Genomic DNA, 25,614 nt, shown 5'->3' with positions numbered 1-25,614 from the left:
ACCTGCCAGTGGATTTCAGAAGGAAGGGCGTGAGGTATCACGTCCGGAAACGCTGTTGCTGGCTTCACTGTAGGCGGTTAGTGATGGCAAAGACCTCATCAAAAGTTAACATTTTTGTGATAATTGGATTTTTCAGCGGCCTATTTTGCGTTATAAATTAAGGCTATCAATCTCTTACCAACCCTCAACTATTATGCACACCAGCCAAAGACTGACGCTTCGCCCGGTCACGCCAGAAGATGCCAAGGACTTATTTGCTATCTATGGCGATCCGGCGACTAACTTATTTAATCCTGCGGGCCCTTTCCCCAACCAAACTTATGCCGATCAAACCCTGGATAAGTGGATTGCGCACTGGCAGCAGCATGGCTTTGGTTATTGGGCACTGACGCTAACGGGGAGTGACGAGGTGGTTGGTTTTGGCGGCCTGACGGTGCGCCAGGTCAATCAGCAGGACTTTATCAATCTGGGTTATCGCTTTGCCACGGTAGCATGGGGAAAAGGACTGGCCACTGAATTTGCAACCTGGGCTATAGACTTTGGTTTTCAACAGCTGGCTATGACGGAGATTTCCGCCACGGTCAGAGAAAATCATCTGGCATCACAAAAAGTGCTGAGCAAAGCGGGGATGCAGTGCACTGGAATGATCCTCGACGTGGAAGGGTTCCAGCCCAGCTTGTTTTATACGCTGAGTCGCGGAGGAGCCTGAGCACCAGCCCCTCCGCGGGGTCATTCTTGTGGATCAGGCCCCTATTCCCCACAACAGGAATAGTGACCAAAAAGCGATGCATCCGATGATAATCGCCAGCCAAACCTTTCCTCTGGTCGACATTGATCCCTCATACTCTTATCAATCAGCCTATGTGTGATAAGCAGTATAAGCATTCAGAACCGGCGATCAACTTTCAGATTTTCCTTATGGAAAAAAATATTGAAATTATCGGATGCCGCTCTCATAACTTTCCGGCTCGTTATCCTCTTCTTCGACTTTTTCTGCCGTTTTTACTTCGGCTCCAGCTTCGGTGTCGATATCGGTGTCGGTGTCGGTGTCGGTGTCGGTGTCGGTGTCGGTGACGGTGTCGGTTTCACCGGTATCGAACATTGCCGTCTGAATATCTTCTTCGGTGATGGTCGGGTTAAGTGCCGCCGCCAGCGGTGAGCTGGTCAGGCTGTCCGGCAGGACAACGTGTGGAATTGGCGCTTCGGTGATAATCTGGTGCGTTCTGCTGGTCAGCCAGCTGGTCACGGCAATCACACAGCCACAAAGGCAGAAAAAGACGTAAAGCATATTCCCGCCTAACGGCTGCATGATCGCCCCGGTCACCAACGGCCCAATACAGGCACCCACGCCGTAAGCCATCAGCAAACAGGCTGTAAGCGAGACGCGGCGCTCCGGTGCAACGGTATCGTTAGCCATCGCCACAATCAGCGGATAGAGCGAGAACTGCATCATACTGGTGACAAAACCTACCAGTAAAACCCAGAAGAAGCTGAAGTGGAAAGGCAGCGTTAAGGGTAGCGCGGCAAGCAGGTAAAACAGCGAGGTGAACAGCAGCAAACGACTGCGATCGATGCGGTCAGAGAGCCAGCTAAGCGGGAACTGGGAAACCAGCCCGGCAAAGATGGTAATCGCCATAAACAGGCCCGTCTGCTGCGTGGTAAAGCCCAGCTGGCTGGTGTAAACCGGCGCCATGCCGTAAAACGCACCCACCGCCATGCCGGTGGCCAGCGTCACCAGCAGAATGCGGGGAATGGCGTGGAAGAAGTAGCCCAGTTCCATTGGCGCAGGCGTCATCGGATGCGGATTGGTGCGGGTTGTCAGTGCCATCGGCACCAGACAAAGCGCGAAGCACAGCGCAACAATGAGCAGGCTTGAGGGGCCAGAGCCAATCTGAGTCATCAGAATGATCTGCCCGGCGGAAAGCCCAAGGTAGGTCGCCACCATATAAAAGCCAAAAATCAATCCGCGTTGGCCGGTTTCCGCCCCGTCATTCAGCCAGCTCTCCAGCACCATATACTGGCACATCATACACAGGCCAATAACCAGTCGCAGGAAGATCCACATGGGCAGATAGTCTGTCAGCCCATGCCCAAGCACCGAGGCAGTAATGATCCCCGCGCAGGAAACGTAGGCACGAATATGGCCGACGCGGGCAATCAGGTTGTGCCCGACTTTTCCTCCCAGCACCAGGCCAAAATAGTTGGCGGCGGTGATGGCACCGATCAGGCTGCCGCTGACCTCTTCATGGGCAAGCCGCAGCGAAACATAAGTGGTGAGCAGGCCGGAGCCCAGCAGCATGAGTAAGGTGGTGGTATAAAGCGGTAAAAAAGTGCCGAGGACTTTTTTCATGACGGCTCCCTGTCGTAATCGTTCCGGGAAAAACCCAACCTGCCGTCAACAGTAGTCGCTATTCAACCCGACAGGCAAGTCAGCTAGCGATCTTGCGGAGGATTCCCACCCTTATCGGGGAAAAAGAGCGAAAAACGGGTTTCTCCCGCCTGGCTCTGCACGGCATAACGCCCCTGATGAAGCTGCATAATGCCACGAACAATAGAAAGCCCTAGCCCGCTGCCGGTTGACGAGTTATGCCGAGAAACGTCAGCTCGATAAAAACGATCGAACAACCTCGCCTGCTGGGCTTCTGCAAGGGTTGAGCCCTGATTGACTACGGCAACAGTCACGCCACCCGGCACAGCGTGACTGGTGATGGCGATGATGCTGCCTGCATCGGCATAACGTAAAGCGTTCGCGACCAGATTGGCCACCGCGCGACGCAGCAGATCGGCATCCGCATACACCGCACCCTGCTGAGGAAAGAGCAGCGTAAGATCCCGTTCTTCAGCGGGACCTTCGAAATAGTCGGCCAGCGGTTGCAGCACTTCAGACAAGGGCTGTTCGTCGCGGTGGATCGCCTGGCTGGCATCCTCTGCCCGCGCAAGAAACAGCATGTTGTCGATCATTCTGGCCAACCGCTGCAACTCCTCAAAATTAGACCCCATCAGCCCAAGATAGTAATCATTACTGCGTTTTTGCGTCAGCGCGACTTCTGTCTGACCCAGCAAATTGGCGATGGGCGTGCGCAGATCGTGCGCCATATCGGCCGATACCTGGCTTAGCTGCTGAAAGCTGGTTTCCAGCCGATCCAGCATCTGGTTAAACGCAGCCACCAGCGATAACAGTTCGTGCGGGACATTCTCCAGCGTTATCCGCCGCGACAGATGGCGGACATCGATAGCTGCCGTTTCCTTAGCCAGCCGGTGTAAAGGCTGTAAGCTCCGCCGGGTAAGGATCCACACCAGCAGCGCCGCTATCAGCGTCGCCAGCACAATCAGCACGCCAATTTTCCGGCGATAGTCGGAGAGCGTGGCCGTACGTTCAGTCATCAGCCTGCCGGTAATAATTTCCAGCTGCCCGGGAGCGTCACGAGTTTGCGCCATCGCCGCTGCCGAGATAAACGGCGTGCCATCGCTGGCTTGTTGATGATGGACGCTGGCTAACCCCAGGGACTGACCGACCGGTACCGGAAGCAGGTCCGGGATCGCCGCATGGCCAGGATTCACTTCGATTAAAGGAGGTTGACCAGGGAAGCGCAGTACCAGCAGTGACTCGGTGTTTCCGAGCATATTGGCAAACAGTTTGGGCTTGTCGCGGATTAACTGCAGGGCATCTTCGTTGAGGAGCAAGGTGCGGATTTGATCCAGTCGCGACAACAATGCGCCATCATCCCGCACGCTGATTTGCCTGGCCAGAGAGTGATAAAGCGCCATACCGACGAGGATCATCACCAGCAGCACCATGCCTGAAATCAGCAGCGAAAGGCGAGCGGTAAGCGATAAAGGTTTCATTGGGTTTCTTCACCTTCACAACGATACCCTACGCCGTGAACGGTGTGGATCAGCGGCGTGGCAAAGGGTTCATCCACCTTCTGCCTCAGGCGGCGAACGGCAACGTCGACTACGTTGGTATCACTGTCGAAATTCATGTCCCAGACTCGGGAAGCAATCAACGTCCGGCTCATCACCTGACCGGAGTTGAGCATAAACAATTGCAGCAGGTTGAACTCTTTATTGGTCAGATCGATCCTGACGCCTGCCCGCTCGACGCGGCGTTTGGCCCTGTCCAGCTGCAGATCGCCCACTTGCAACACCTCATCGCGCTTAACGTTAGCGCCGCGCCGCAGTGCAGTCCGGATCCTCGCCAATAATTCAGCGAAGGAGAAAGGCTTCACCAGGTAATCATCTGCCCCCAGCTCCAGCCCTTTGATCCGGTCTTCGACGGTACTTTTCGCCGTGAGAAATATCACCGGGATATTCTTCGCATCCAGCGCTTTCATCACTTCCCAGCCATTCAGCTCTGGCATCATCACGTCCAGCAGGATCAGATCGTAATGGTACTCCCCGACCATAAACAGCCCTTCAAGACCGTTTTCGGCGACATCAACCACGTAGCCTGATTCGGTTAACCCGCTGCGCATATAGTCCCGGGCTTTGGGTTCATCATCAATGACCAGAATTTTCATCATTTTCTCCAGGAGAATGGGCGCAGCGGACAGGGTTATTTCAGCGCGTGTTGTGCTGCCTGCTCAATCAGTGCGGCAACCTCTTTCGGGTGCGACTCATACACTGAATGGCTGGCCCCGGCCACTTCAACCGTGGTGCTGTGGGCGCGTTTGGCATACATCCGCTCTAAATCAGGATTAATGATTTTGTCGGCTTTTGCCACCATGTACCAGCTTGGTTTGGTTTTCCAGGCTGGATCGGCAATATTCGCGGTAAACACCGAGGCTGAAGTGGGCATTTGTGCCTGGGCTTCAAAATCGGCCTGCTTCGCTGGCAGGTCTGCGGCAAAGTCACTGTGGAAGTTTTGCGGGGCAATCATCAGGAATCCGTCCGGCGTTTTCATAAACGGATGGGCAGCATTAGGGAATTTTTTACCGTTGATCGCTTCGGTTTCGCCGTTATCCAGCGCATGGGCGGCGATATAGACCAGACCTGCCACATGCGAATCATTGCCAGCTTCGGTAATGATCGCCCCACCATAGCTGTGCCCCACCAGAATTGCCGGGCCAGTCTGCTGCTCAAGAATACGTTTAGTGGCGGCCACATCTTCAGGGAAAGAGGTCAATGGCTCCTGTACCAGCGTAACCTTGTAGCCATCGTGCTTCAGGATGTCATACACCGGACGCCAGCCCGAACCGCCGACAAAGGCACCGTGCACCAGCACGATATTTTTAACTGGTTGAGCCATAGCGGCGCTGCTCGCCCCTGCCAGCAGAAAAGCGGTAGTGATTGCGGCCAGTTTTAAGGTTTTTTTCAGTGATGCGTTCATGTTGACTTCCTCAGGGTTAAAGTGGGTTTACGCTGAGGAGTTTACGACCGGGCAACTGACGACGGCATGAGCGAGTTATGACAAAAGAATGACAGGGAGGAATGAGTGGCAGAAGCGCCTGCAAAAGAACGGCGTAAACTGGGGCCAGCAACTAATCCTTAATTTGGCCTAAAGTTTCCGCCATTCTTACCGATGTATTGAGGACTTAACCTAAACCTTCTGCCAACATCATGACCTACTTTAAACCTGTAGAACTTATTTTATTATCTGTAACAATAGCTTACTGCTTTACTATGTCATCGTGGTTCTGGTAACCGCCGATCAAGGTACGCCGAAATAACGCAGTAGCGCGGTAACCAACGCAGCCGCCAGAATCACGCCAATTAGCGGGACTTTTCGCCAGGCCAGAATAACGGCCAGGGTTACGCCAATGACGCGAGCCATCCCGGCAAAATGCAGGCCTTCATAAAACGTATTACCTAGCGCAACCGCCAGCAGCAGCGTGGTGGCAGCATCGGACAGTAATGCCCGTGCGCGTTCAGACAGCACCATGCGGTTACCCAGCTTGACCCCGGCAAAGCGCATCAGGTACGTGCCGACGGACAGCAAGGCTATCCCCGCGATGATCATCCCAGTCGAAGGCATTATTTTTTCCTCGTCAGTAAGCCAAGCATTGAAATCAGCACCGGCATTCCTACGGCAACAAAAGGCGTCACCAGCAATGACAGCACTGCACCGGAAGAAGCCCTGATCAGGGTTGTTTTCGTCTTCAATGCGGGAATGACCAGCGCCAACAGGATCGCCGGGAAGACCGCATCCAGACCAATCGCATTGATATCTGGCAGCAGTTTACCCACCACGCTTCCGGCCATAGCGCCCACTGGCCAGACGATAGCCACACCCAGCCCACAAAGCCAATAGGCTGCTTTACGCTGGGCAGGCGTAGATTGTGACAAGCCAAACACCACACTTTCATCATTCATGATGTGGCATCCCAGCAGTCCTTTAAGCCGGGTACCGACCAGATCCCGCACCGCGATCCCAAAGGGGAAGTGTCTGGCGTTGACCAGCAATCCTGCTACCGCCGCCGCAATCGGATTGCCCCCACTGGCGATGATGGCGACAAACATAAATTCCGATGCGCCAGCCAGCACAAATAAGGTTGAGAACAACGGAACCCACAAAGGAAATCCGTAGGCGCTGGCCAACGAACCGTATGAGGCTCCCACAACGCCAACCGCCAGGCAGACCAGATAAATGGCTTTTTTAGTCTGCGAGTTCAGGCTGGAAAAAGAGTGCATAAGCATAAAGTTTTACCCAATCGAACGAAACCGCCATTATAATGAACGCAAGTAATAGTCAGATCAAGCGAACGATACGTTCGATTTAATGAACAAGAGGAACACGATGTCCGAGCCAATCAGCGTTATTTCAGCAAGCCTGTCACGAGAGCGCACTCGTGCTGGTCTGTCACTGGCTGAAGTCGCCCGCCGGGCTGGTGTAGCTAAATCGACGCTATCACAACTGGAAGCCGGAAACGGTAATCCAAGTATCGAAACGCTATGGGCATTGTGCGGGGCGTTAAATATCCCTTTTGCCAAATTACTTGAGCCCGTCAGTGCCAAAACCCAGGTTATCCGACGCGGTGAAGGCAGCAAAGTCGTGGCTGAAAAAGCCGATTATCAGGCCATTTTGCTGGCGACCTGCCCGCCAGGTGCGCGAAGGGATATCTATCTGTTGATGGCTCAACCGGGCTCTGAGCGTGAATCTCATCCGCATCCGTCTGGGTCGGTGGAGCACATTATTGTGACTCAAGGCCGCGCACGTTTGGGGCTGAAGGACTCACCTGAAGAGTTAGGCGTAGGGGATTACATCTGTTACCCAGGCGACCAGCCACATATCTTCATCGCGCTGGAACCCGATACGCTGGCTATCCTGGTGGCGGAGCAAGCGTAACGCTGGCGAATAATATTTGTGATCCAGATCGGAATGCACTGACGGCAGCAGATTCCTTTATGTTGACGACAGTCAGCTACAGCTTCGACTAAGTCTTCTCCGCTAAGTTAGCAGCACACTTACAGAGACTGCATTGAGGCTGAAATGGATAAAATCTGGTTTGGTACGGCTTATTACCGCGAATATATGCCAGAGGAACGTCTGGAAAAAGATATCGCCATGATGAAAGCAGCCGGTATCAATTATGTCCGTATTGCCGAAAGTACCTGGAGCACTTTTGAACCTCAGGAAGGCGAATTTAATTTCACTTCGGTCATGACCGTGCTGGACCAGATGCACGCTAACGACATTAGCGTCATTATCGGCACGCCAACCTATGCCATTCCAGCCTGGCTGGCAAAGAAATACCCTGATGTGATGGCAGTCACTCCGCAAGGCCTGAATAAATATGGCCCACGGCAAAAAATGGATATTACCAGCCCCATCTACCGCTATTACTCAGAAAGGATTATCCGCAAACTTTTAACGGCCACCGCCGCCCATCCTGCCGTCATGGGTTTCCAGGTAGACAACGAAACAAAATATTATGAAACCAGCGGCCATGCCGTTCAGCTCGCCTTTGTGAAATATCTGCGTAAAAAATTCAACGACGATTTGGCGGCGTTAAATCAAGCATTTGGTCTGGATTACTGGAGTAACCGTGTCGATGCCTGGGAAGACTTCCCTTCTGTTCAGGGCACCATCAATGCCAGCCTTGGAGCCGAGTTTCAGGCTTTTCAGCGCCAGCTGGTGATCGATTTTCTTAGCTGGCAGGTCGATCTGGTCGCGGAATATAAATCGGCAGATCAGTTCGTCACCCATAACTTTGATTTTGACTGGCGTAACTGGTCGTTCGGTCTGAGAAGTGAGGTCGATCACTTCGCCACTTCAAAGGTTCTGGATATCACCGGCGTTGATGTCTATCACCCCAGCCAGTCACGGCTGACCGGAGCCGAGATTGCCTTCACCGGTGACATAGCGCGGACCACTAAAGATAAAAATTACTTTGTGCTGGAAACCCAGGCCCAGGCTTTTAAAGACTGGACGCCTTACCCTGGCCAACTCCGTCTTCAGGCATTCAGTCATATTGCTAACGGCGCCAGTCTGGTGGGCTACTGGCACTGGCACTCGATACATAATTCGTGGGAAACCTACTGGAAAGGCCTGCTTAGCCACGACCTTCTGCCTAATCCGATTTATGAAGAGGCTTGTGAGATTGGCACTACACTCCAGCGGTTAACGCCTGAACTGAGTGGGTTAACCAAAAGCAATCGTGTGGCAATGCTGGTCAGTAACCGTGGATTAACCGCCATTGACTGGCATCCGTGGCGCGGGCATCAGTTCGGCGGGGATAAAAACCACCAATACAACGATCTGTTCCGCAGTTGGTACGATGCCTTGTACCGGCAAAATATCGAGATGGATATTCTCGATGCCGAAGATCCCCGTATTGAACGCTATGAAGTGTTGATTGTGCCGCTGCTCTACGCCGCTTCCGATGAGCTGTTAAAGCGGCTTAATAAGTTTGTAGAGCAAGGAGGCCATATCATCTACTCCTTCAAATCAGGCTTTGCTAATCAGGATCTGAAAGTGCGCACGGCTATCCAGCCAGGCATTATCAGCGAGGCTTGCGGCGTCACTTACCAGCTGTTTGTTGAGCCAGATGAAGTGCATCTCTCCACAGAAACGTTTGCGCTCCAGGGAGAAACTGGCCGCGTGACTGACTGGATGGAACTGCTCCAGCCGGTGTCTCCACAGACTGAGGTTCTGGCCAGCTATCAGCATCCGCAATGGGGAAAATATGCCGCCATTACCCGCAATCAGTTTGGTCTGGGGTCTGCTACCTATGTGGGCTGTCACCTTTCCTCCGCAGGGATGGAGCAGGTGTTCTCGACCCTGTTTACCGCCCCAGCGTTGAGTTCGCTAAAATCGGAAGTGCGTTTCCCGCTGATTATTCGAACGGCTAAAACAAAGACGCAAAAGACGCTGTGTTTTATCTTTAATTACTCCTCAGCACCGCAGCAAGTGCGAAACCCTGTGGGACAAGCCACTTCGCTGATCGACAGCAGCAAGGTCGAGCAGGGAGAAATGCTGGAGATAGCAGGCTGGGATTTTGTCATTTTATGCGGCGGAGAAGCGGTATGAAGACTACGTCAGTGGAAGCACAGCCTGTGGGGCTGAAAGAGCGCCTTTCTTTTGGTCTGGGCGATTACGGCACTAACCTGACTTATACGACAATGGTGACGTTTCTCGCCTATTACTATACGGATGTGGTCGGTGTTTCAGCCTTGCTGGTGGGCTCTTTAATGTTCCTCGCCAGGGTGCTGGACGGTCTGCTCTGCATCTGGGTCGGTGTGCGTATTGATAAGACTCAAACCCGAATGGGAAAAGCCAGACCCTGGGTTCTCTGGACCGCGGTCCCTTTCGGACTTTCCACGTTTCTGTTGGCCTGTGTGCCAGACGCCAGTTACGCCGTAAAAGTCAGCTGGGTGTGTGTGACCTATTTACTGGCTAATATTCTCTTTACCGCAAATAACATCGCTTATGGTTCGCTGCTGGCATTAATTACCCGGGATACCGTAGAACGAGGGGTATTGAGCGTATTCCGCAAAGGCCTGTCGACCTGTGGATCGCTGACGGTTGGGGTCATTACGCTGCCATTAGTGGCCTGGTTCGGTAACAGCAGCGGCGCATGGATGACGATATTCGCTATTTATGGGTTTTTCACCGCGCTATTTCTTACCCTCACCGCACTGGGTACACGCGAACGTATTAAGCCAGTACGGGAAGATAACCGTGAGAATATCGAGCTAAAAAAAGTGCTTCCCGCGATAAGGGCTAACAAATACTGGCTGATGATATTTTTCTATTTAATGATCACGTTTACCAGTCTGACCGCCATCAGCACCGTGAGCGTTTATTATACAAAATACATTCTTAAAGATCTGTCTATGATGTCATGGGTCAGCGTGGCGCAATATTTGCCAGGATTACTGACGCTGATGGTTATCCCCTGGTTAATAAAAAGACTGGGTAAACGTAAGCTGGCGCTGTCAGGGTTAGTGGTCTGTTGTATTGGCTATCTGATGCCGCTCTTCGATCGTCAGGATGCCTTTTTTGTGATTGCGGCAACGGTGGTCAGAAGCATTGGCTTTTGCGGCATTGGTGCCACTATGTTCGCTTTCCTCGCAGACACCATCGATTACGGTGAGTGGGCTTCTGGTTTGCGTATCGAGGGAATTTTATTCAGCGCTGGCACGCTTGGCCAGACCGTTGGAATGGGGCTGGGTACAGCAAGTGTGGGCTGGATGTTAAGCCTGGCAGGGTTCACCAGCGGTGGTGGGATCCAACCAGCAAGCGCCATTCAGATGATCCAGTTCCTGTTTATTTTCTTCCCGGTCATGCTGGCGGTTGCCAATATCATCCTGCTTTACTTCTACAAGCTCGATGCTATTTATCCCAGGGTTGCAGCTGACCTGGCGCAAGGCAAATTTGCCCTCCCAGTTGCCGCAGAACAGGCTAAGACAGCCATCCCTTTGCAGCATTAAGTAGGCAAAGGGAATTCCGAAATGTGAGAAGATGTGAGCCGTATCGCTGCAGTGTTAACGCTCTGCGCTATGCTGCTCAACTCTTTATTCTGTCGGCAGGAAGCGCAGCAATGGCGCACAGTGAAGATACCGAGATGCTGAACTTTTCACCTCTCTACAGACGCTTTACTTTTACAGCCTGGATGGTGGCCGGATTTACCCCTATTTCCCGGGGAAGTAAACTCGATTTTTATATCAACCGGACTGCCGGGATGAAGGGGCACGTATTAAATATCACGCTGAAGGGCGAGGGGAAAATTCATACTCCTCAGGCCAGTTTTGTCTGCAAGCCGGGCGAGGTTCTTCATTTTCCGGCTGGCGTACCGCATCACTACGGGCGCAGCGAGGGCAGTGAATGCTGGGATCATCTGTGGATCTATTTTATCCCGCGAACGTACTGGATTGAGTGGCTGCAGTGGGACAATAACACCGATCGCATTGGCCGCCTGACCTTTGCCGCCGCCGAAGAAGCCAGCCAGATGCAGGCGCGATTTATGGAGGTTATTCAGCTGAGCGTGAGTCAGGAGCCGTTATCCGAAGCGCTGGCGATGAATGCGGTTGAGCGGGTGATTCTTGAATGCTTCCGTGCTCAGCCCAATTTGCACCGTCAAAAGTGGGATCCTCGTATTGAGGCTCTCTGCCAGTATTTAAATGAACATATGGCTGAGGAAACCACGATAGATCACCTGTCCCGTCGTGCTTGTCTTTCTCCCTCACGCCTGGCCCACTTATTTAAAGAAGAAACAGGACAGACTATTTTTGCCTGGCGTGAGAAACAGCGTATAGCCAGAGCCTGCCTGTTACTGACCAAAACCAGCTTTGCTATTACTCATGTGGCGTTAACGGTCGGCTACACCGATCCCCTTTATTTCTCACGCTTGTTTCGTAATCACATGGGAATCAGCCCCAGAGAATACCGTAAAAAATAATTGCGCCCGTTTAAAACCGCTCAAATCGATAGGGAGTGGGATCAATAATGGGTTTCATCCCTGACACGACATCCGCGGCCAGTTGTCCGGCTGCGGGTGAAGTGCCAAAACCGTGACCTGAGAACCCCGAGGCAAGGGTCAGACCCGGCAGTTGTGCCACCGGCCCAATCACGGGATTGGAGTCCGGCGTTACGTCAATCATGCCTGCCCAGGCCTCTTCTATTTCCGCCTTCTCGAAAGCCGGCCAGGCCGCACGCAGATTGATCATCGCTTCGGTATTCAACGCATGATTCACCAGGGGGTCCATCGTGCGCAGGCGCTCGAAAGGCGAGCGGCTGGTCTCTTTCCAGCGCCTTGGCAGCGCCAAATCCTGCAAGAAATTCCGCCCCAGTGAAATGCGTAAATTGTCTCTCTGTGCCTTAAGCTGCGGCAGATAGCGCATCCCTAACTGCAAATGATCCAGGGTGATCGACGCCTCCAACGCACCGCGCTGGGTGATAATAAACCCGCCGTCTTTATGTTTGCGGAACGAGAAATCAGGCGCTCCAACGGCAATCTCGGTAGGCCCTGCCATCGGTTTGGTTCGCAACACCGAGCAGATTAACGGCAGCGTGGGCAAGGAAATACCCAGATTCCCCAGGAAACGCCTCGACCAAAGTCCACCTGCCAGCAGAACCTGGTCGCAACGGATCTCGCCGCGTTCGGTCACCACGCCGCTGACTTTGCCTGCCGAAGTCTGCAACGTCCTTACCGCACAGTGCTCAATGATGATGGCGCCTTTGGCCATCGCCGCGCTGGCAATGGCACTGGAAGCCAGCGTCGGTTCTGCCCGCCCGTCTGAGGCGGTGTAAATTCCCCCCGCCCACTTTCCTTTGCCGCCCGGCACCCGATTTGCTATCTCCTGCGGGCTTAGCAAACAAGAGTCCAGCTCAAGGTGCGCCACTGACTGGAGCCAGCGTTCATACATCGCCATCTGCGCTTCCGCTCTGGCTACAAACATAATCCCGGCCTGGCGGTAACCCACATCCGTTCCTACCCGTTGTGGCATCTCAGCCCACAGTCGATCGGAAGCCAATGCCAGCGGAATATCCTCGGCAAGGCGGCTGGTTTTGCGCACCCAACCCAGATTACGGGAAGACTGCTCGGCGGCAATGCGGCCTTTCTCCAATACCACTACGGGAATATTTCGCTCGGCCAGCGTCAAAGCCGCGGTGAGCCCGACAATGCCGCCGCCAATAATGACCACTGTAGTGGCTGAGGGAACGCTGGCAGAGGTCTGAACGGGAGCAATGGCAGGAGCCATAATGAACCTTCCTGATTAAGGGTTACAGAGAAACGGTAATCTCTTGAACGTCTGCACTACCGGCGCCACGGAAGGCCGTTACTTCCAGTTCCACTTTATAAACAGAGGAGCCGAGTGGCGGACAGGTGATAGTAGTGGCCGGATTGATGCCAGAGAATTTGCTGCCCACGATCGCCATTACCGCCGGAACATCGTCAGGGTTCTGGATGTACACGCGCGAAAACACCACGTCGGCCAGACTGGCATCGATAGCCGCCAGCGCCAGTTCGATATTGGCGAAGACCTGAAGCGTTTGCTCAGTCACCTCTTCTGGGATCTCTTTGGTCTGCGGGTTGCGCCCGGCTGTATTCGACACATAGATCCAATTATCTACCGCTACGATGCGCGAGTAGCTGCCCATTTCTTCAAATTTCGATCCGGTTTTAACTTTGATAATCTGGCTCATGTTCCGCTTCCTTATAAAGATAACAGTGTGTTCAGAGGTAAAGCCGCCAGCCCTCAGCTCAGTTCCGGCGTTTCCCACAGATTTAATTTCACGCCAATGCCTTTCTTCAGGGCGTTGCGGTAGACCACCGTTCCCCAGGCCACATCCTCAACGGGCATCCCGCCGACGGACATGATGATGATCTCTCGATCATTGTTACGGCCTGGCGCTTCGCCGCAGATGATCTCGCCAATATCCTCAAGCTGATCCTCGGTGAGTTTCCCTTCTTCAAGCATGTCCATAAACCGCACGCCGATAACCGGGATGGTGCGATGCGCAGGCTTTGGCACCTCTTCAAACCAGGCTTTGTACAGCCCGGTATTGTCCAGCACCTTACGGACATCCGGTTGCTCCATTCCCTCATCGATCTGGCATAACGCTGGCATCGCCAGGAAAGTGCCGGGCTTCACCCATTCTCTTTTCACCATCGGATAAGTATCCGGATCGCCAACCTCACCAGAGCTGCAATAGGTGACGATATCTGAGCCACGAACCACCTCTTCCAGGCTCTCGACCACCTGCACGTTAGTCACCTGCGGGAAGGTATTTTTCAGCCAGGAGATAAAGCCATCGAGATTTTTCTGGCCACGCCCTTTAACTTTCAGCGTGTCGATTTGCGGGCAGACAGCAATAAAGGCGGCAACGGCTGTTTTGCCCATCACGCCAGGTCCCACCAGGCCGATAACCCTGGAATCTTTTCTGGCCAGATGGCGGGCACCTACGCCAGGTACCGCGCCAGTGCGATAAGCCGAGAGAAGGTTGGCGGACATGTGCGCCAGCGGTGCGCCGGTATCAGCATCGTTAAGGGTAAACATCAGAATGGAGCGCGGCAGTCCCTTCTCACGGTTAGCGATATTGGAGCCATACCACTTCACCCCTGCCGTGCCAAAACGGCCGCCCAGATACGCAGGCATAGCCATCAAACGACGGTCTGCGGTGGGTTTAGGCATGGCAGGGAATGGCGAATTTTCAGGAAACGTCACCATCGCTCCGTGCGAATCATTGTTAGACCCCGCCATGCGATAGTCGCCCTGCCAGAGCAACGCAAACATCTCTTCCATGGTGTCCACACAGGCGGGCATATCGGTTACCCCGGCGTGGATCATGTCCTGCTCAGACAGATAGATAAAATCGATTCTGGTGCTGTCAGCCATGTCGGTTACCTTTTGCAAATGAGGGTTATACGGCCAGCGTCAACGCGGAATGCCGGCCAGGAACACCTTGAAAATTACGGGGAGCGCGCGGAGCTGTATTGAATATTTGCGACATGGGAAAAACAGCAGACGAAGGAAATGGCATCCGGATTGCATCAGTTAAGCGTCACTCTCCTGAGGTGTTCGCTTATGTCACACACTTTTCTGTCCGGTCAGGCTGCAGATATTCGTCCTGAGCAACCCTGGTTTGTCCTCAGTGCGGCGCAACACTACTCGCTGATCGCCTCTGAGAACCCCGCTATTTCGCACTTTTACAGCTTTGAAGTGGCGCAGAACGCCAGCCTGACGCTGGCGGTGCCGGACGGCTGTGTCGATATTGTGTTTGATTGCGATGAAAGTCACCCGAAGGCCAGAGTCTGTGGCACAACGCTTGATGCACGCAGCGCAGAGCTGATCAGCAATCACCGGTATTTTGGCGTGCGTTTTGCGCCTGGCGTGATGCCTGACTTTCTAGTGGGATGGCGGAAGAGATTACCGACAGCGAATTCAGCTTTCTGGATGTCGTCCCGGATGCGCGCCTGGCTGTTGAACAGATTATGGAACAGCGCCAGTTCTCCCAGCAAATGGCGCTGTTTACCCGCCATTTCGCCTCGCGGATGGTACGCAAAACCTCGCCGATCACCGCATTGATTATTCACACTATTCGTCAGCAAAAGGGCAATATTCGCGTGGAGGAACTGGAGCAGATAACCGGTTATACCTGTCGCACTATTCAACGCCTGTTCCGCCAGGATACCGGCATGTCGCCGAAGGCTTTTGGCCGGATGATGCGTTGCCAGGCCGCACTGAATTCGCTGCATCAGCAGGCAAATGTCTCGTTCTCTGATCTTGCGCTGGATCTGGGGTTCAGCGATCAGTCGCATTTTCTGCGGGAGTTTAAAAAGCTGGTCAGCATTACGCCGTTGAATTACCAACGTCACACGGTTCAGGGAGCCTATGCCGGCCGTATCCGCTGCCATTAACCCGGCGGTTCAGCACTAAAATGGTGCGGGTTCTGCACTTTGCCCTTGTCCGATTTTTTCTATCCCCCGCCGCGCTGCCTGGGAAATGATGCAAGCCAGTTACCTGACTCAGACTTGCTGAGTTCGTTTCCCTGTCCACTGAGGCGCTGGCGATGAGCAACACTACCGGTTTACGAAAAAACACTCTGGGCTTATTTTCTCTGGTCTTCTTTGTTGTAGCCGCTGCCTCGCCGTTAACCGGCGTGGTGGGCGGATTGCCGGTGGCTATTTTCACCGGCAACGGCGGCGGCATCCCGGTCATTTATATTCTGGCCTGCCTGATCCTGATGCTGTTTTCGGTCGGGTATATCGCCATGAGCCGGTACGTAAAAAGCGCAGGCGCTTTTTACACTTATATCTCGCAAGGATTGGGGGAAAACTGGGGTGCATCCGCTTCGGTGCTGGCACTGGTAGCCTATTTCTCCATTCAGACCGCGATTGTGGCGATGCTGGGCTTCTTCACTCAGCTGTTCCTGCAACAGCATCTGGCGTTAGACATTCCCTGGTGGGCGCTGAGCATGGTCTTCACGCTGATTGCCTGGGTGATGGGGATTAAACGGGTGGAAGTGGGCGGCAAACTGCTTGGCGTATTGATGATGGCGGAAGTGGCGATTGTGCTGCTGACCGACGTGATGTTGCTGATCAAAAAAACCGGCCCACTCAACTTTAGCTCCTTTGAACCTTCGGTGTTTATGCAAGGTAATCTCGGGATTGCCTTTGTCTTTACCATCGCCGCTTTTATTGGTTTTGAATCGACCGCTATCTATGCCGAAGAGTGTCGGGATCCGCACAAAACGGTGCCAAGGGCCACGATCTGCGCGCTGTTAATCATCACGGTATTCTTCTGCTTCACCAGTTGGTCGCTGGTGCAGGCCTACAGCTTTGACCAAATCGTGGCGATTGCCAGCAAAGATCCGGGCAATTTCATTTTTGATATCACCCGTCAGTATGTGGGGCAGTGGGCGGTAGAGACGATGTCGGTGTTGCTGATCACCAGCCTGTTCGCCGCTGCTCTCGCTTTTCACAACAATATTTCACGCTACCTGTTCAGCATCAGCCGTGACGGCCTGATCTGGAAAGAGTTATGTAAAACCCATCCGACCAACGGCACGCCGCACAATGCCAGCCACTTACACAGCGTAATCCTGCTGCTGCTGCTGGCAGGAATGGGCAGCAGCAATATGGACCCGATGGTGCATATCTTTGCCTTCGGTTCCGCCATCGCCACGCTGTCCATTATGGTGTTGCAGGTTGGCGTCTCGGCGGCTGTTATCAAGTTCTTCCGGGGGCCGGTAAAACACCGTTACAGCAGTTGGCAGATATTCTGGGCACCGCTGCTGGCGTTGATCACAATGTCGATCACCGTGATCATGATGATCAATAACCTGCAGTTATTGAGCGGCAGTGACTCAAAACTGGTGCAGTTAATTCCCTGGTTTATCGCCCTGTGCGCCGGAGCAGGCTATCTGATGTCGGTTAAGCGTAAGGGCTCGGCATCTCCTCCTATAATGCAGGTCGAAAACGACGGGAAAGGATCAGCAGCAAAATAATACCGACACTCATAATTAACCATGCCGCAGTGAGTGAAGCACTTTTGTCGCGCACCAATCCTGCAATCAGCGGCAGCGTTGCAGCAATCAGATAGCCGCCCCCCTGAACGAAGGAGAGCAGTTTCCCTGCCTCTTCCGGGGTTCTGGCGTGGTCAAAGGTGACAATCAATGACAGTGGGAACAGCGCGCCAATCCCCATGCCAAGCAGCAAGGTGGAGAGTATTGCTGCTGTTCCCCCGAACATAACCAGGCAAAGTAGCCCGGCCAGAATCATCAGCAGTACGATCAGTAAAGGGCCGCGTCTGTCGGTGAAGCGATGAATAACAGCGGAGACGATAAAACCGGACAGAACCTCGGTTATCGTCAGTGCGGCAAGTAAGTAGCCGCTGTTACGCGCGCTCCAGCCTTGCTGAATATAGAACGGCGGCAACCAGGCCAGCACCAGCGTGTAAGCGCCAGTGCCGATGCCAAAGAAAGCCAGTAACAGCCAGGCACGCGATGTCGAACAGCTTGCCTGGAAGGATTTGGTCGCCGTTTTCTGGGGATTTTTATCCGCCGCAAACCAGATGATAAAGGCCAATGCGGCAGGAAATGCGGCTAACCCAAGGGCATAATTCAGCCCCAAAGAGGCAGATATCGGTTCAGCCGTTGCCGCAGCCAGCGCAGCCCCGCCCATAATCCCTGTTGAAAATAGCGCCATCAACGTACCGGCAGACGTTGCATAGCGCCGCTTGATCAATGCGGGCATGGCCGCCTGAACCAGCCCAATTCCTACTCCGCCTGCCAGAGCAGTTGCCATCAACAACCCGCTGGACGTATAAAACCCTCTCAGGAAACAGGCCAGGGTAATAATGCCTAATCCAAAGGTGATGCCGCGGGAATAACCGATCCTGCGTAACAACGTGCCGCTGGCGAGCGCCATCAGCCCCATCATCATCACCGGCAAGGTGGTTAAAAGACTGATTGTCGTGCCGCTAAGCTGCTCCTGGCGTTGTAACAAAGGCAAAAGCGGGCCGATGGCGGCCATCAACGGCCTGAGATTCAGACCGACCAACAGAACAAGCAAGGCAAACAAAGTCATAGCAGATAACGTGCGTTTCATAGCCGACTCCTTCGGATTGGGCTTTGCTGAGGAGAAGATGTCCCCAAAGCATTAAGGGTGATATCATTTATCTTAACGTTAAGATAAATAACGCCCCACCGATAGTCAGTGCGCACGAATGAACACGTTAGCCACAACATAATTAAGGGATAAAATGTCGGATCATGTTGATTTCGTTATCGCTCAATGGGCAGAAGCCATGCCGGATTTGGACGCCTCGTCGATGGCGGTGTTTGGCAGAATGTTGAGGATTATGAAGCATCTGGGGAAAGCGCGTGCCAGCGCACTTGAAGAGTTTGGTTTCCGTGAAGGAGAGTTTGATGTCCTTGCGACACTTCGCCGAGCCGGATCCCCCTTCTGCCTGACGCCCACGCAGTTGTTTACCTCCCTGCTGGTGACGTCTGGGGCAATGACCAACCGGCTGAACAGGCTGGAAGCCAATCAGCTGATTGAACGGATCCCAGACCCGGCAGATAAGCGCAGCCTGATGGTTGGCTTAACACCCAAGGGATTGGAACTCATCGAGCGGGCGCTGGTGGTGCATACGCAAACTCAGGCAAATCTGCTTCAGGGCCTGAATAAAACTCAACAAGTCGAACTGGAAAATCTGCTGCGCTTAGTGCTGGCAGAATAAGCTCTTTCAGTATCAGGCAATGAACATAGCGATCCTGAAACAGCCCGAGAGGACATTTCTCTTCACAAGGTGGATTTCTGACGCTGCAACTATTTTCTGCCGTCCATAACCATGCGCACGGCAAGTCCAGCCAGTACCGTGCCCATCAACCAGCGTTGGATCTTTTGCCAGGTTGGGCGCTGCGCGAGGAAAGTAGCGATGGTGCCTGCCGCAAAGATAATCAGGCTGTTCACCAGCATACTGGTGACGATCTGCGTGATGCCTAAAGTCAGAGACTGAGCCAGCACATGACCTTGTTCCGGCCGGATAAACTGCGGCAACAACGTCAGATAAATGACTGCGGTTTTAGGGTTAAGCAGGTTGGTGAGCAGACCCATAGTGAACAGCTTACGGGCGCTGTCTGGCGGCAAATCGCGAAGATGAAACGGCGATTTCCCGCCGAATATTGCTTGCCAGGCCATATACAACAGATAGGCCGCTCCAGCGAGGCGCAGCACATCATAAGCCAGCGGCACCGCCATGATCAGGGCGGTGATGCCCAGCGCCGCACAAACCATATAAAACAGGAAACCCAGCGCCACACCGGTCAGCGAGATGTAACCCGCTTTACGTCCCTGACAGAGGGAGCGGGAGATCAGGTAAATCATGTTGGGGCCAGGCGTCAAAACCAGACCCAAAGCGATGGCAGCGAAGGGAAGAATTTGCGAGAGGGTGACCATGCTGGATGTCCTCAGGATGTTGAGCAAGGGAGAGTGACAACGGCTCCCTGGATACAGCTCAAGCCACTTCCCTGTGGCTTTGCGTGCCCGAAAGAGTCAGGCTCAACGTAAGGCAATGCGTTTACTCTTAGCTACGTACGGTATCATTACCGAACGCGACCCACTTGTAAGTGGTCAGCGCTTCCAGTCCCATTGGCCCGCGTGCGTGGAGTTTTTGCGTGCTGACGGCCACTTCAGCGCCCAGACCAAACTGGCCGCCGTCGGTGAAGCGCGTGCTGGCGTTGACATACACCGCCGAGGAGTCGACCTCATTCACAAAGCGATCGGCGTTGTGAATGCTGCGGGTCAGGATCGCGTCTGAATGCTGAGTACCGTACTCACGAATATGGGCAATCGCCTCATCCAGGTCATCCACCAGCTTCACGTTCAGATCCAGCGCTAACCATTCGTCACGATACTGCTCTTCGGTGACCGCGCTGACTTCAGCCGGGCCTTTTTGCAGCAGTGGCAGAGAGCGAGGATCAGCATGTAATTTAATGCCCTCCTCCGCCATGCTGCGGCTCAATTCGGGCAGGAAGCCCTCCGCAATCGCGGAATGCACCAGCAGCGTTTCCACCGAGTTACAGGCGCTTGGGCGCTGTTTCTTGGCGTTAATAATCACCTTCATGGCCGCATACAGCTCGCTCTGCTGGTCAACAAAGATATGGCAAACGCCGATACCGCCGGTAATCACCGGGATAGTCGACTGTTCACGGCACAGCTTGTGCAGACCAGCGCCACCGCGAGGGATCAGCATGTCGACATAGCGATCCAGCTTCAGCAACTGATTCACCAGCTCACGATCCGGGCTTTCAATCGCCTGAACCGCACCAGCCGGTAAGCCGTGTTCTTTCAACGCGCCCTGAATAACGCGTACGGTTGCGCCGTTAGTCCGGTAAGTTTCTTTCCCGCCGCGCAGGATCACCGCGTTGCCGGTTTTCAGGCACAGGCTGGCAACGTCTACCGTCACGTTCGGGCGGGCCTCATAAATTACCCCAACCACGCCCAGCGGCACGCGGCGACGTTCAATACGCAAGCCGTTGTCCAGCACACCGCCATCGATCACTACGCCAACCGGATCCACCAGACGGCAGACCTGACGGACATCATCCGCAATGCCTTTCAGCCTTGCCGGGTTGAGCATCAGGCGATCCATCAGCGCTTCAGTCATGCCGTTCTGCCTGGCATCAGCCAGATCCCGCTCATTCGCCGCCAGGATCTCGGCACTTTGCGCTTCAAGACGATCGGCGATGGTCATTAACACCTGGTTTTTCTGCACGGTGGAAAGCACCGACAGTTGGTAAGACGCGGCTTTCGCGGCTTTGCCCATTTCTTCAAGCATGTCCTGCTCCTTAACTGACGATCATATCGTCACGGTGAACGGCAACCGGACCATATTCATAACCGAGGATGTCACTGATCTGCTGGGAATGGTGCCCGGCAATCATCCGCATCGCATCACTGTTGTATCGGCATACACCGTGCGCCACATCGCGCCCTTGCAGGCTGCGGATGCGGATCACTTCACCACGGGAGAAGTTGCCGGTGATCTCGCGAATGCCTTTAGGTAACAGCGAGCTGCCGCGCTCCAGAATGGCTGAAAGCGCACCGTCATCAACGGTGATTTCACCGGCTGGCGGCGCACCGAAGATCCAACGCTTGCGGTTTTCAAGCGGGGTTTCAAGCGCATGGAAGCGTGTGCCAACCGGCTTGCTGTCAATCACATCACCAATCACGCCAGCGCGATTTCCGGCAGCAATAATCGTGTCGATACCTGCCCGGCAGGCCACATCGGCCGCCTGAAGCTTCGTCGCCATTCCGCCCGTCCCCAGCCCGGAAACGCTGTCGCCAGCTAGCGCACGCAGCGCATCGTCGATCAGGTGCACATCGCTGATCAGCTCGGCTTCAGGATTGTTACGCGGATCGGCAGTGAACAACCCCTGCTGATCGGTCAGTAACAGCAGTTTGTCTGCCCCGGCCAGGATCGCGGCCAGCGCCGACAGATTGTCGTTATCGCCCACTTTGATTTCCGCCGTGGCCACCGCGTCGTTTTCATTAATCACTGGCACGATGTGGTTATCCAGCAACGCGCGCAGGGTGTCACGCGCGTTGAGGAAACGTTCGCGATCTTCCAGGTCCGCACGCGTTAACAGCATCTGGCCGATATGAATACCGTAGATAGAGAACAGCTGCTCCCAAAGCTGAATTAGCCGGCTCTGCCCCACCGCAGCCAACAGCTGCTTTGAGGCGATGGTCGGGGGCAGTTCCGGGTAGCCAAGGTGCTCACGCCCGGCCGCCATGGCGCCAGAAGTGACGATCACAATCCGATGGCCTGCCGCATGCTGCTGCGCGCACTGGCGCACCAACTCGACAATGTGTGCCCGGTTCAGCCGACGCGATCCGCCGGTTAATACGCTGGTCCCCAGTTTCACTACCAGGGTCTGGCTGCTGCTCATTATTTCCTGCCATACGTAAAAAAAAGCTCGAACAGACTTTTTAACAGGTGTGGTGCTGGAAGCCAACAGGCGGCGGGAGAAAAGCCGGAATTTACCGTGACAATCAACTAGTTCAAAAGTTCGCAAATAACAAGAAATGCGTAGAATTGTAATAAAAGTTTAATGTTTTCAGGGTAAAACGTTCCTGCCTTCAGAGAAGTCTTAAGGCCACAATAAAACTTACTCATTCGGGATTGATAGCAAAATGAAGAAAAGCGCCCTGGCAATCTTAACCACAGCACTGGTTCTGTCCACCGCTGCACAAGCCGCAGAAGTTTATAATAAAGACGGCAACAAGCTGGATTTCTATGGCAAGGCCAAAGGCCTGCATTACTTCAGCGACAACGATGGCTCAAACGGCGACAAATCTTACGTTCGTATTGGCTTTAAAGGTCAGACACAAATCAACGACATGATGACCGGTTATGGCCAGTGGGAATACCAGTTCAACACCAACAACTCTGAAAGTTCTGATGCTAACGCGGGCAACAAAACCCGTCTGGGCTTTGCCGGTCTGAAATTCGGTGACTACGGCTCATTCGACTACGGTCGTAACTACGGCGTGCTGTACGACGTGGAAGCCTGGACGGATATGTTCCCAGAATTCGGGGGTGATGGTACGGCGCGTAGCGATAACTACATGACGGCAAGGACTTCCGGTGTTGCCACTTACCGTAACAGCAATTTCTTCGGCCTGGTGGAGGGTCTGAAATTCGCCCTACAGTATCAGGGTAAAAACGACTCGGATTCAGCTAACTCACGTGCTGATGTTGGCAGGCAGAATGGCGACGGTTACGGTCTGTCAGCAGTCTATGCACTGGGCGAAAGCGGCGTGAGCCTGAGCGGTGCTTACACCTCTTCAGACCGCACCAACGATCAGCAGGCTCGTGTCTGGGGCCAGGGCGACAAAGCGGATTCATGGGGGACAGGTCTGAAATATGACGCGAACAACGTTTACCTGGCCGCAATTTATACCGAAACCCGCAATATGACGCCAATCAGCGGCACTGCGGTGATCAACGGTGTCAGCACGTCTGTTGCGGGTGCAGCTAACAAAGCACAGAACATTGAATTGGTGGCACAGTACCAGTTCGACTTCGGTCTGCGTCCTTCCCTGGGCTACGTGCAGACCAAAGGCAAAGACATCGAAGGACTGGGTGACGTTGACCTGGTTAAATACATCGACGTTGGCGCGACTTACTACTTCAACAAGAACATGAACACCTACGTTGATTATAAAATCAACCAGCTGGACGACGACAACAAACTGGGTCTGAACAACGACGACGTGGTTGCTGTTGGCCTGACTTACCAGTTCTAAGTTTTACCCCCGTAACACGCCACTGCTACGGTTGCACGACCCTCGTTATGTGTCTAAAACAAAGGCTGGCAATAAATTGCCAGCCTTTTTTAATGCTTCTCTGGTCACGCGGCTTCAGGCGGTCAGTTTCACCGGCTCATCAGCGAAGTCTGCGGCAGGTTTCAGCCCCAGCTCCATCTCTTCCAGCAGCGCTTTCAGCCTTACATGGAAATTACGTAAGGTCTCTTCAAGCCGTTCGTTATTCTCTTTCCCTTTCACGGTAGACGGCTTCCAGTTGCCTTCTTTATCGAACAGACCAAAGTGGTACTCATAGGTGAAATGGTCGCTTTGCGCTTCCAGTTCCATCCACCAGCCCCAGAATTCACGCAGCTCAGGCGAGGGTTTCACATTGACGCAGACAGCCAGGCAGTCAAAGAAAAAACGTTCGTCTTCACATTTCGCTTCGCGAATATAAGGCCCCAGCGATCCAAAACGCTTCATTAAACGGCTTTTGGGATGCCCACTCGGTAACGTCATCGGTAAACCTCCATCGTTGAGCCTGTTATTTAATCCTTTCTCGCGCTAAACCCTGTAACACCGCGAGTTAAGGCTTAAAGGTTATAGCAAAGGCGTGAATTATAGCAACTCATCGCGTCAGCCGTTTCGCTAACCAGTCGACAATATCACGTAATGCTTTATCAAAGTTGAGCATTGCAGGCGAGAGCGAGACAGGCATCAACTTCCCGTCAGCGGAAGAATTGACGATCAGTTTCGACTCCTCTTCCGGGCTGAAAGGATCGTTCGGCCAGTAGCCTGAAAGCATTGGCGTTGGGCAGCGGCGCCCCAGCAATCCCTGCATTTTCAACGAATAACGGTTAAGTTCGACGCGCAGCGCAGAGTCGGAAGCGGTCGCCATGCCCAACCGGCTGGCCAGCACATCCATATACATTTCCGGAATACTGTCCTGCACGGCTTTATCAGATAACAAGCTGTGGACCACCGGCCCAAGGCAAGCTACGGCACGCAAACGCGGGGCTTCAAGATAGGCCAGCCTGACCGCAACGTTAGCGCCGAAGCGGAAGCCAAAAGCCCCTACTCGTTTATCATCTACCCAGGGAATGTTCTCTAACTGGCGCAGGACGTGTTGGTGCAGGAAGCTGGCATCCTGGGTCAACTTCCATTTGCTGGAGAAGCCCACGGAAGGCATATCAATGGTCAGCATGGCGATGCCGCGCGGCGCCAGATAATCGTGGAACAAGCGATAATGATCGGTTTGCAGTGAGTCCAGGCTGCCACACACCAGCACCGTGGGATAAGGTGCGCTGACGCCTGGTGGCATATGCAGGAAGCCAAAGATAGAGCTGCCGCCGGGAATGGCAAACTCCAGCTCTTTTAACTCCCCCGAGAGACGCGGTGTGGCTTCTTCATAAGCGCGATTCGCCAGTAACTGGGCCTGTTCGGCCAGCTCATCCCCTTTCAAATGAGGATAACCCGCTATGCCATACAGATTGGCAGCATGCAGCCAGCATTGCCCCGCTTCCTGATCGGTTGCCGCTTCACCTGCTTTCTTCTGCCAGAGTGCTGCCTGTTTTGACCATTCATAGATCCAGTTGCCGCCCCGATAACCGATGACGGTATCCAGCAGGTTATCGTCGGTGTGTTCTACGCGGCTAATGGCGATACGGGCCAGCACTTCACTGATTTCTTGCGGAGGGATCCCGCGCCAGGTCCACAGCAGGCGGTTAATCATGCGATACCAGCCAGCATGACTGTCCCCTTCCAGAGCGGAATGAACAGGCAACGGCTTATGCTGATGAAGACGACGGACTAGCGATGAGGTTTCAGGATGCTTAAAGCGAGGTTTAAACAGCTCTTCACTCAGATTCTTTGGTGACATGGCGTGACGTTCCTCCACACGGGGCATTGGATGAGT

Annotated in this window: 23 protein-coding genes and 1 pseudogene; 9 read left to right on the top strand and 15 right to left on the bottom strand. The window is 53.8% G+C overall.

Features of this window, described 5'->3' with window-relative positions; all coding sequences use genetic code 11:
- The first annotated feature begins 193 nt into the window (after positions 1-193).
- A complete protein-coding gene (locus tag WCC56_RS13445) occupies positions 194-709 on the top strand; it encodes a GNAT family N-acetyltransferase (RefSeq protein ID WP_424692856.1) in 516 nt (171 codons plus the stop codon).
- Positions 710-937: 228 nt separating this feature from the next.
- On the opposite strand, the gene WCC56_RS13440 is transcribed toward WCC56_RS13445, so the two are convergent.
- The 6 genes from WCC56_RS13440 to WCC56_RS13415 form a co-directional block, all read right to left on the bottom strand.
- A complete protein-coding gene (locus WCC56_RS13440; RefSeq protein WP_424692855.1) occupies positions 938-2,350 on the bottom strand; it encodes an MFS transporter in 1,413 nt (470 codons plus the stop codon).
- A gap of 83 nt (positions 2,351-2,433) precedes the next feature.
- Complete coding sequence (locus WCC56_RS13435) at positions 2,434-3,846, bottom strand: heavy metal sensor histidine kinase (protein ID WP_424692854.1); 1,413 nt, start codon at positions 3,844-3,846, stop codon at positions 2,434-2,436.
- On the bottom strand, positions 3,843-4,520 hold the full coding sequence (locus tag WCC56_RS13430) for a heavy metal response regulator transcription factor (protein WP_424692908.1): 678 nt from the start codon (positions 4,518-4,520) through the stop codon (positions 3,843-3,845). Before WCC56_RS13430 ends, WCC56_RS13435 begins: the two co-directional genes overlap by 4 nt.
- A 35-nt stretch (positions 4,521-4,555) precedes the next feature.
- Positions 4,556-5,329, bottom strand: coding sequence for an alpha/beta hydrolase (locus tag WCC56_RS13425; RefSeq protein ID WP_424692853.1), 774 nt, complete (start codon positions 5,327-5,329; stop codon positions 4,556-4,558).
- Positions 5,330-5,650: 321 nt separating this feature from the next.
- Positions 5,651-5,974, bottom strand: coding sequence for an AzlD domain-containing protein (locus WCC56_RS13420; RefSeq protein WP_424692852.1), 324 nt, complete (start codon positions 5,972-5,974; stop codon positions 5,651-5,653).
- On the bottom strand, positions 5,974-6,636 hold the full coding sequence (locus tag WCC56_RS13415; RefSeq protein WP_424692851.1) for an AzlC family ABC transporter permease: 663 nt from the start codon (positions 6,634-6,636) through the stop codon (positions 5,974-5,976). The genes WCC56_RS13420 and WCC56_RS13415 overlap by 1 nt, the downstream gene beginning before the upstream one ends.
- A 100-nt stretch (positions 6,637-6,736) precedes the next feature.
- Between WCC56_RS13415 and WCC56_RS13410 the strand changes: the two genes are divergently transcribed.
- From WCC56_RS13410 to araC, 4 genes are all read left to right on the top strand, one after another.
- Positions 6,737-7,285: a helix-turn-helix domain-containing protein gene (locus tag WCC56_RS13410; protein WP_424692850.1), complete on the top strand. Its 549-nt coding sequence runs from the start codon at positions 6,737-6,739 to the stop codon at positions 7,283-7,285.
- A gap of 144 nt (positions 7,286-7,429) precedes the next feature.
- Positions 7,430-9,469 carry a beta-galactosidase gene (locus WCC56_RS13405; protein ID WP_424692849.1) on the top strand — a complete coding sequence of 680 codons (2,040 nt, stop codon included), beginning with the start codon at positions 7,430-7,432 and terminating at the stop codon, positions 9,467-9,469.
- Positions 9,466-10,872, top strand: a complete 1,407-nt coding sequence (locus WCC56_RS13400; RefSeq protein ID WP_424692848.1) for an MFS transporter — start codon at positions 9,466-9,468, stop codon at positions 10,870-10,872. Before WCC56_RS13405 ends, WCC56_RS13400 begins: the two co-directional genes overlap by 4 nt.
- A gap of 110 nt (positions 10,873-10,982) precedes the next feature.
- Complete coding sequence (gene araC / locus WCC56_RS13395) at positions 10,983-11,840, top strand: arabinose operon transcriptional regulator AraC (protein ID WP_424692847.1); 858 nt, start codon at positions 10,983-10,985, stop codon at positions 11,838-11,840.
- Between the two features lie 10 nt (positions 11,841-11,850).
- Here araC and WCC56_RS13390 read toward each other — a convergent pair whose 3' ends face one another.
- From WCC56_RS13390 to WCC56_RS13380, 3 genes are read right to left on the bottom strand one after another with little or no spacing between them, the layout of a single operon-like run.
- Positions 11,851-13,143, bottom strand: a complete 1,293-nt coding sequence (locus tag WCC56_RS13390; RefSeq protein ID WP_424692846.1) for an NAD(P)/FAD-dependent oxidoreductase — start codon at positions 13,141-13,143, stop codon at positions 11,851-11,853.
- 22 nt (positions 13,144-13,165) lie between these two features.
- Positions 13,166-13,588 carry a RidA family protein gene (locus WCC56_RS13385; protein ID WP_424692845.1) on the bottom strand — a complete coding sequence of 141 codons (423 nt, stop codon included), beginning with the start codon at positions 13,586-13,588 and terminating at the stop codon, positions 13,166-13,168.
- A 53-nt stretch (positions 13,589-13,641) separates the two neighbouring features.
- Positions 13,642-14,781: a tyramine oxidase subunit B gene (locus WCC56_RS13380; RefSeq protein ID WP_424692844.1), complete on the bottom strand. Its 1,140-nt coding sequence runs from the start codon at positions 14,779-14,781 to the stop codon at positions 13,642-13,644.
- A gap of 189 nt (positions 14,782-14,970) precedes the next feature.
- Between WCC56_RS13380 and WCC56_RS13375 the strand changes: the two are divergent.
- Both WCC56_RS13375 and WCC56_RS13370 read left to right on the top strand, forming a co-directional pair.
- Positions 14,971-15,803: pseudogene (locus WCC56_RS13375) on the top strand (helix-turn-helix domain-containing protein).
- A 152-nt stretch (positions 15,804-15,955) separates the two neighbouring features.
- Positions 15,956-17,392: an APC family permease gene (locus tag WCC56_RS13370; RefSeq protein ID WP_424692843.1), complete on the top strand. Its 1,437-nt coding sequence runs from the start codon at positions 15,956-15,958 to the stop codon at positions 17,390-17,392.
- On the opposite strand, the gene WCC56_RS13365 is transcribed toward WCC56_RS13370, so the two are convergent.
- Positions 17,346-18,494: an MFS transporter gene (locus WCC56_RS13365; RefSeq protein ID WP_424692842.1), complete on the bottom strand. Its 1,149-nt coding sequence runs from the start codon at positions 18,492-18,494 to the stop codon at positions 17,346-17,348. The genes WCC56_RS13370 and WCC56_RS13365 overlap by 47 nt on opposite strands.
- A 154-nt stretch (positions 18,495-18,648) precedes the next feature.
- Between WCC56_RS13365 and WCC56_RS13360 the strand changes: the two genes are divergently transcribed.
- Positions 18,649-19,128 carry a MarR family winged helix-turn-helix transcriptional regulator gene (locus tag WCC56_RS13360; RefSeq protein WP_424692841.1) on the top strand — a complete coding sequence of 160 codons (480 nt, stop codon included), beginning with the start codon at positions 18,649-18,651 and terminating at the stop codon, positions 19,126-19,128.
- A gap of 89 nt (positions 19,129-19,217) precedes the next feature.
- On the opposite strand, the gene WCC56_RS13355 is transcribed toward WCC56_RS13360, so the two are convergent.
- The 3 genes from WCC56_RS13355 to proB form a co-directional block, all read right to left on the bottom strand.
- Positions 19,218-19,847: a LysE family translocator gene (locus WCC56_RS13355; protein ID WP_424692840.1), complete on the bottom strand. Its 630-nt coding sequence runs from the start codon at positions 19,845-19,847 to the stop codon at positions 19,218-19,220.
- Between the two features lie 127 nt (positions 19,848-19,974).
- Positions 19,975-21,228 carry a glutamate-5-semialdehyde dehydrogenase gene (proA, locus tag WCC56_RS13350; RefSeq protein ID WP_424692839.1) on the bottom strand — a complete coding sequence of 418 codons (1,254 nt, stop codon included), beginning with the start codon at positions 21,226-21,228 and terminating at the stop codon, positions 19,975-19,977.
- A 10-nt stretch (positions 21,229-21,238) separates the two neighbouring features.
- On the bottom strand, positions 21,239-22,342 hold the full coding sequence (gene proB / locus WCC56_RS13345) for a glutamate 5-kinase (protein WP_424692838.1): 1,104 nt from the start codon (positions 22,340-22,342) through the stop codon (positions 21,239-21,241).
- Positions 22,343-22,586: 244 nt separating this feature from the next.
- Between proB and ompC the strand changes: the two genes are divergently transcribed.
- Positions 22,587-23,702, top strand: a complete 1,116-nt coding sequence (ompC, locus tag WCC56_RS13340; protein WP_424692837.1) for a porin OmpC — start codon at positions 22,587-22,589, stop codon at positions 23,700-23,702.
- A gap of 114 nt (positions 23,703-23,816) precedes the next feature.
- Here ompC and crl read toward each other — a convergent pair whose 3' ends face one another.
- The gene (crl, locus tag WCC56_RS13335; protein WP_424692836.1) at positions 23,817-24,218 is read right to left on the bottom strand and encodes a sigma factor-binding protein Crl; all 402 of its coding nucleotides are present in this window, start codon (positions 24,216-24,218) and stop codon (positions 23,817-23,819) included.
- A gap of 109 nt (positions 24,219-24,327) precedes the next feature.
- Positions 24,328-25,578, bottom strand: a complete 1,251-nt coding sequence (gene frsA / locus WCC56_RS13330; protein WP_424692835.1) for an esterase FrsA — start codon at positions 25,576-25,578, stop codon at positions 24,328-24,330.
- Positions 25,579-25,614: the final 36 nt, after the last annotated feature.

Origin of the sequence: Erwinia sp., assembly GCF_049696395.1 — a bacterium.
Classification (GTDB): domain Bacteria; phylum Pseudomonadota; class Gammaproteobacteria; order Enterobacterales; family Enterobacteriaceae; genus Erwinia.
This window is presented reverse-complemented; position numbering and strand designations above follow the sequence as displayed.

Bases quoted from the DNA above. Each gene is read 5' to 3' on its own strand.
- WCC56_RS13445 (WP_424692856.1), top strand. From the start codon at position 194: ATGCACACCAGCCAAAGACTGACGCTTCGCCCGGTCACGCCAGAAGAT.
- WCC56_RS13440 (WP_424692855.1), bottom strand. From the start codon at position 2,350: ATGAAAAAAGTCCTCGGCACTTTTTTACCGCTTTATACCACCACCTTA.
- WCC56_RS13435 (WP_424692854.1), bottom strand. From the start codon at position 3,846: ATGAAACCTTTATCGCTTACCGCTCGCCTTTCGCTGCTGATTTCAGGC.
- WCC56_RS13430 (WP_424692908.1), bottom strand. From the start codon at position 4,520: ATGAAAATTCTGGTCATTGATGATGAACCCAAAGCCCGGGACTATATG.
- WCC56_RS13425 (WP_424692853.1), bottom strand. From the start codon at position 5,329: ATGAACGCATCACTGAAAAAAACCTTAAAACTGGCCGCAATCACTACC.
- WCC56_RS13420 (WP_424692852.1), bottom strand. From the start codon at position 5,974: ATGCCTTCGACTGGGATGATCATCGCGGGGATAGCCTTGCTGTCCGTC.
- WCC56_RS13415 (WP_424692851.1), bottom strand. From the start codon at position 6,636: ATGCTTATGCACTCTTTTTCCAGCCTGAACTCGCAGACTAAAAAAGCC.
- WCC56_RS13410 (WP_424692850.1), top strand. From the start codon at position 6,737: ATGTCCGAGCCAATCAGCGTTATTTCAGCAAGCCTGTCACGAGAGCGC.
- WCC56_RS13405 (WP_424692849.1), top strand. From the start codon at position 7,430: ATGGATAAAATCTGGTTTGGTACGGCTTATTACCGCGAATATATGCCA.
- WCC56_RS13400 (WP_424692848.1), top strand. From the start codon at position 9,466: ATGAAGACTACGTCAGTGGAAGCACAGCCTGTGGGGCTGAAAGAGCGC.
- araC (WP_424692847.1), top strand. From the start codon at position 10,983: ATGGCGCACAGTGAAGATACCGAGATGCTGAACTTTTCACCTCTCTAC.
- WCC56_RS13390 (WP_424692846.1), bottom strand. From the start codon at position 13,143: ATGGCTCCTGCCATTGCTCCCGTTCAGACCTCTGCCAGCGTTCCCTCA.
- WCC56_RS13385 (WP_424692845.1), bottom strand. From the start codon at position 13,588: ATGAGCCAGATTATCAAAGTTAAAACCGGATCGAAATTTGAAGAAATG.
- WCC56_RS13380 (WP_424692844.1), bottom strand. From the start codon at position 14,781: ATGGCTGACAGCACCAGAATCGATTTTATCTATCTGTCTGAGCAGGAC.
- WCC56_RS13370 (WP_424692843.1), top strand. From the start codon at position 15,956: ATGAGCAACACTACCGGTTTACGAAAAAACACTCTGGGCTTATTTTCT.
- WCC56_RS13365 (WP_424692842.1), bottom strand. From the start codon at position 18,494: ATGAAACGCACGTTATCTGCTATGACTTTGTTTGCCTTGCTTGTTCTG.
- WCC56_RS13360 (WP_424692841.1), top strand. From the start codon at position 18,649: ATGTCGGATCATGTTGATTTCGTTATCGCTCAATGGGCAGAAGCCATG.
- WCC56_RS13355 (WP_424692840.1), bottom strand. From the start codon at position 19,847: ATGGTCACCCTCTCGCAAATTCTTCCCTTCGCTGCCATCGCTTTGGGT.
- proA (WP_424692839.1), bottom strand. From the start codon at position 21,228: ATGCTTGAAGAAATGGGCAAAGCCGCGAAAGCCGCGTCTTACCAACTG.
- proB (WP_424692838.1), bottom strand. From the start codon at position 22,342: ATGAGCAGCAGCCAGACCCTGGTAGTGAAACTGGGGACCAGCGTATTA.
- ompC (WP_424692837.1), top strand. From the start codon at position 22,587: ATGAAGAAAAGCGCCCTGGCAATCTTAACCACAGCACTGGTTCTGTCC.
- crl (WP_424692836.1), bottom strand. From the start codon at position 24,218: ATGACGTTACCGAGTGGGCATCCCAAAAGCCGTTTAATGAAGCGTTTT.
- frsA (WP_424692835.1), bottom strand. From the start codon at position 25,578: ATGTCACCAAAGAATCTGAGTGAAGAGCTGTTTAAACCTCGCTTTAAG.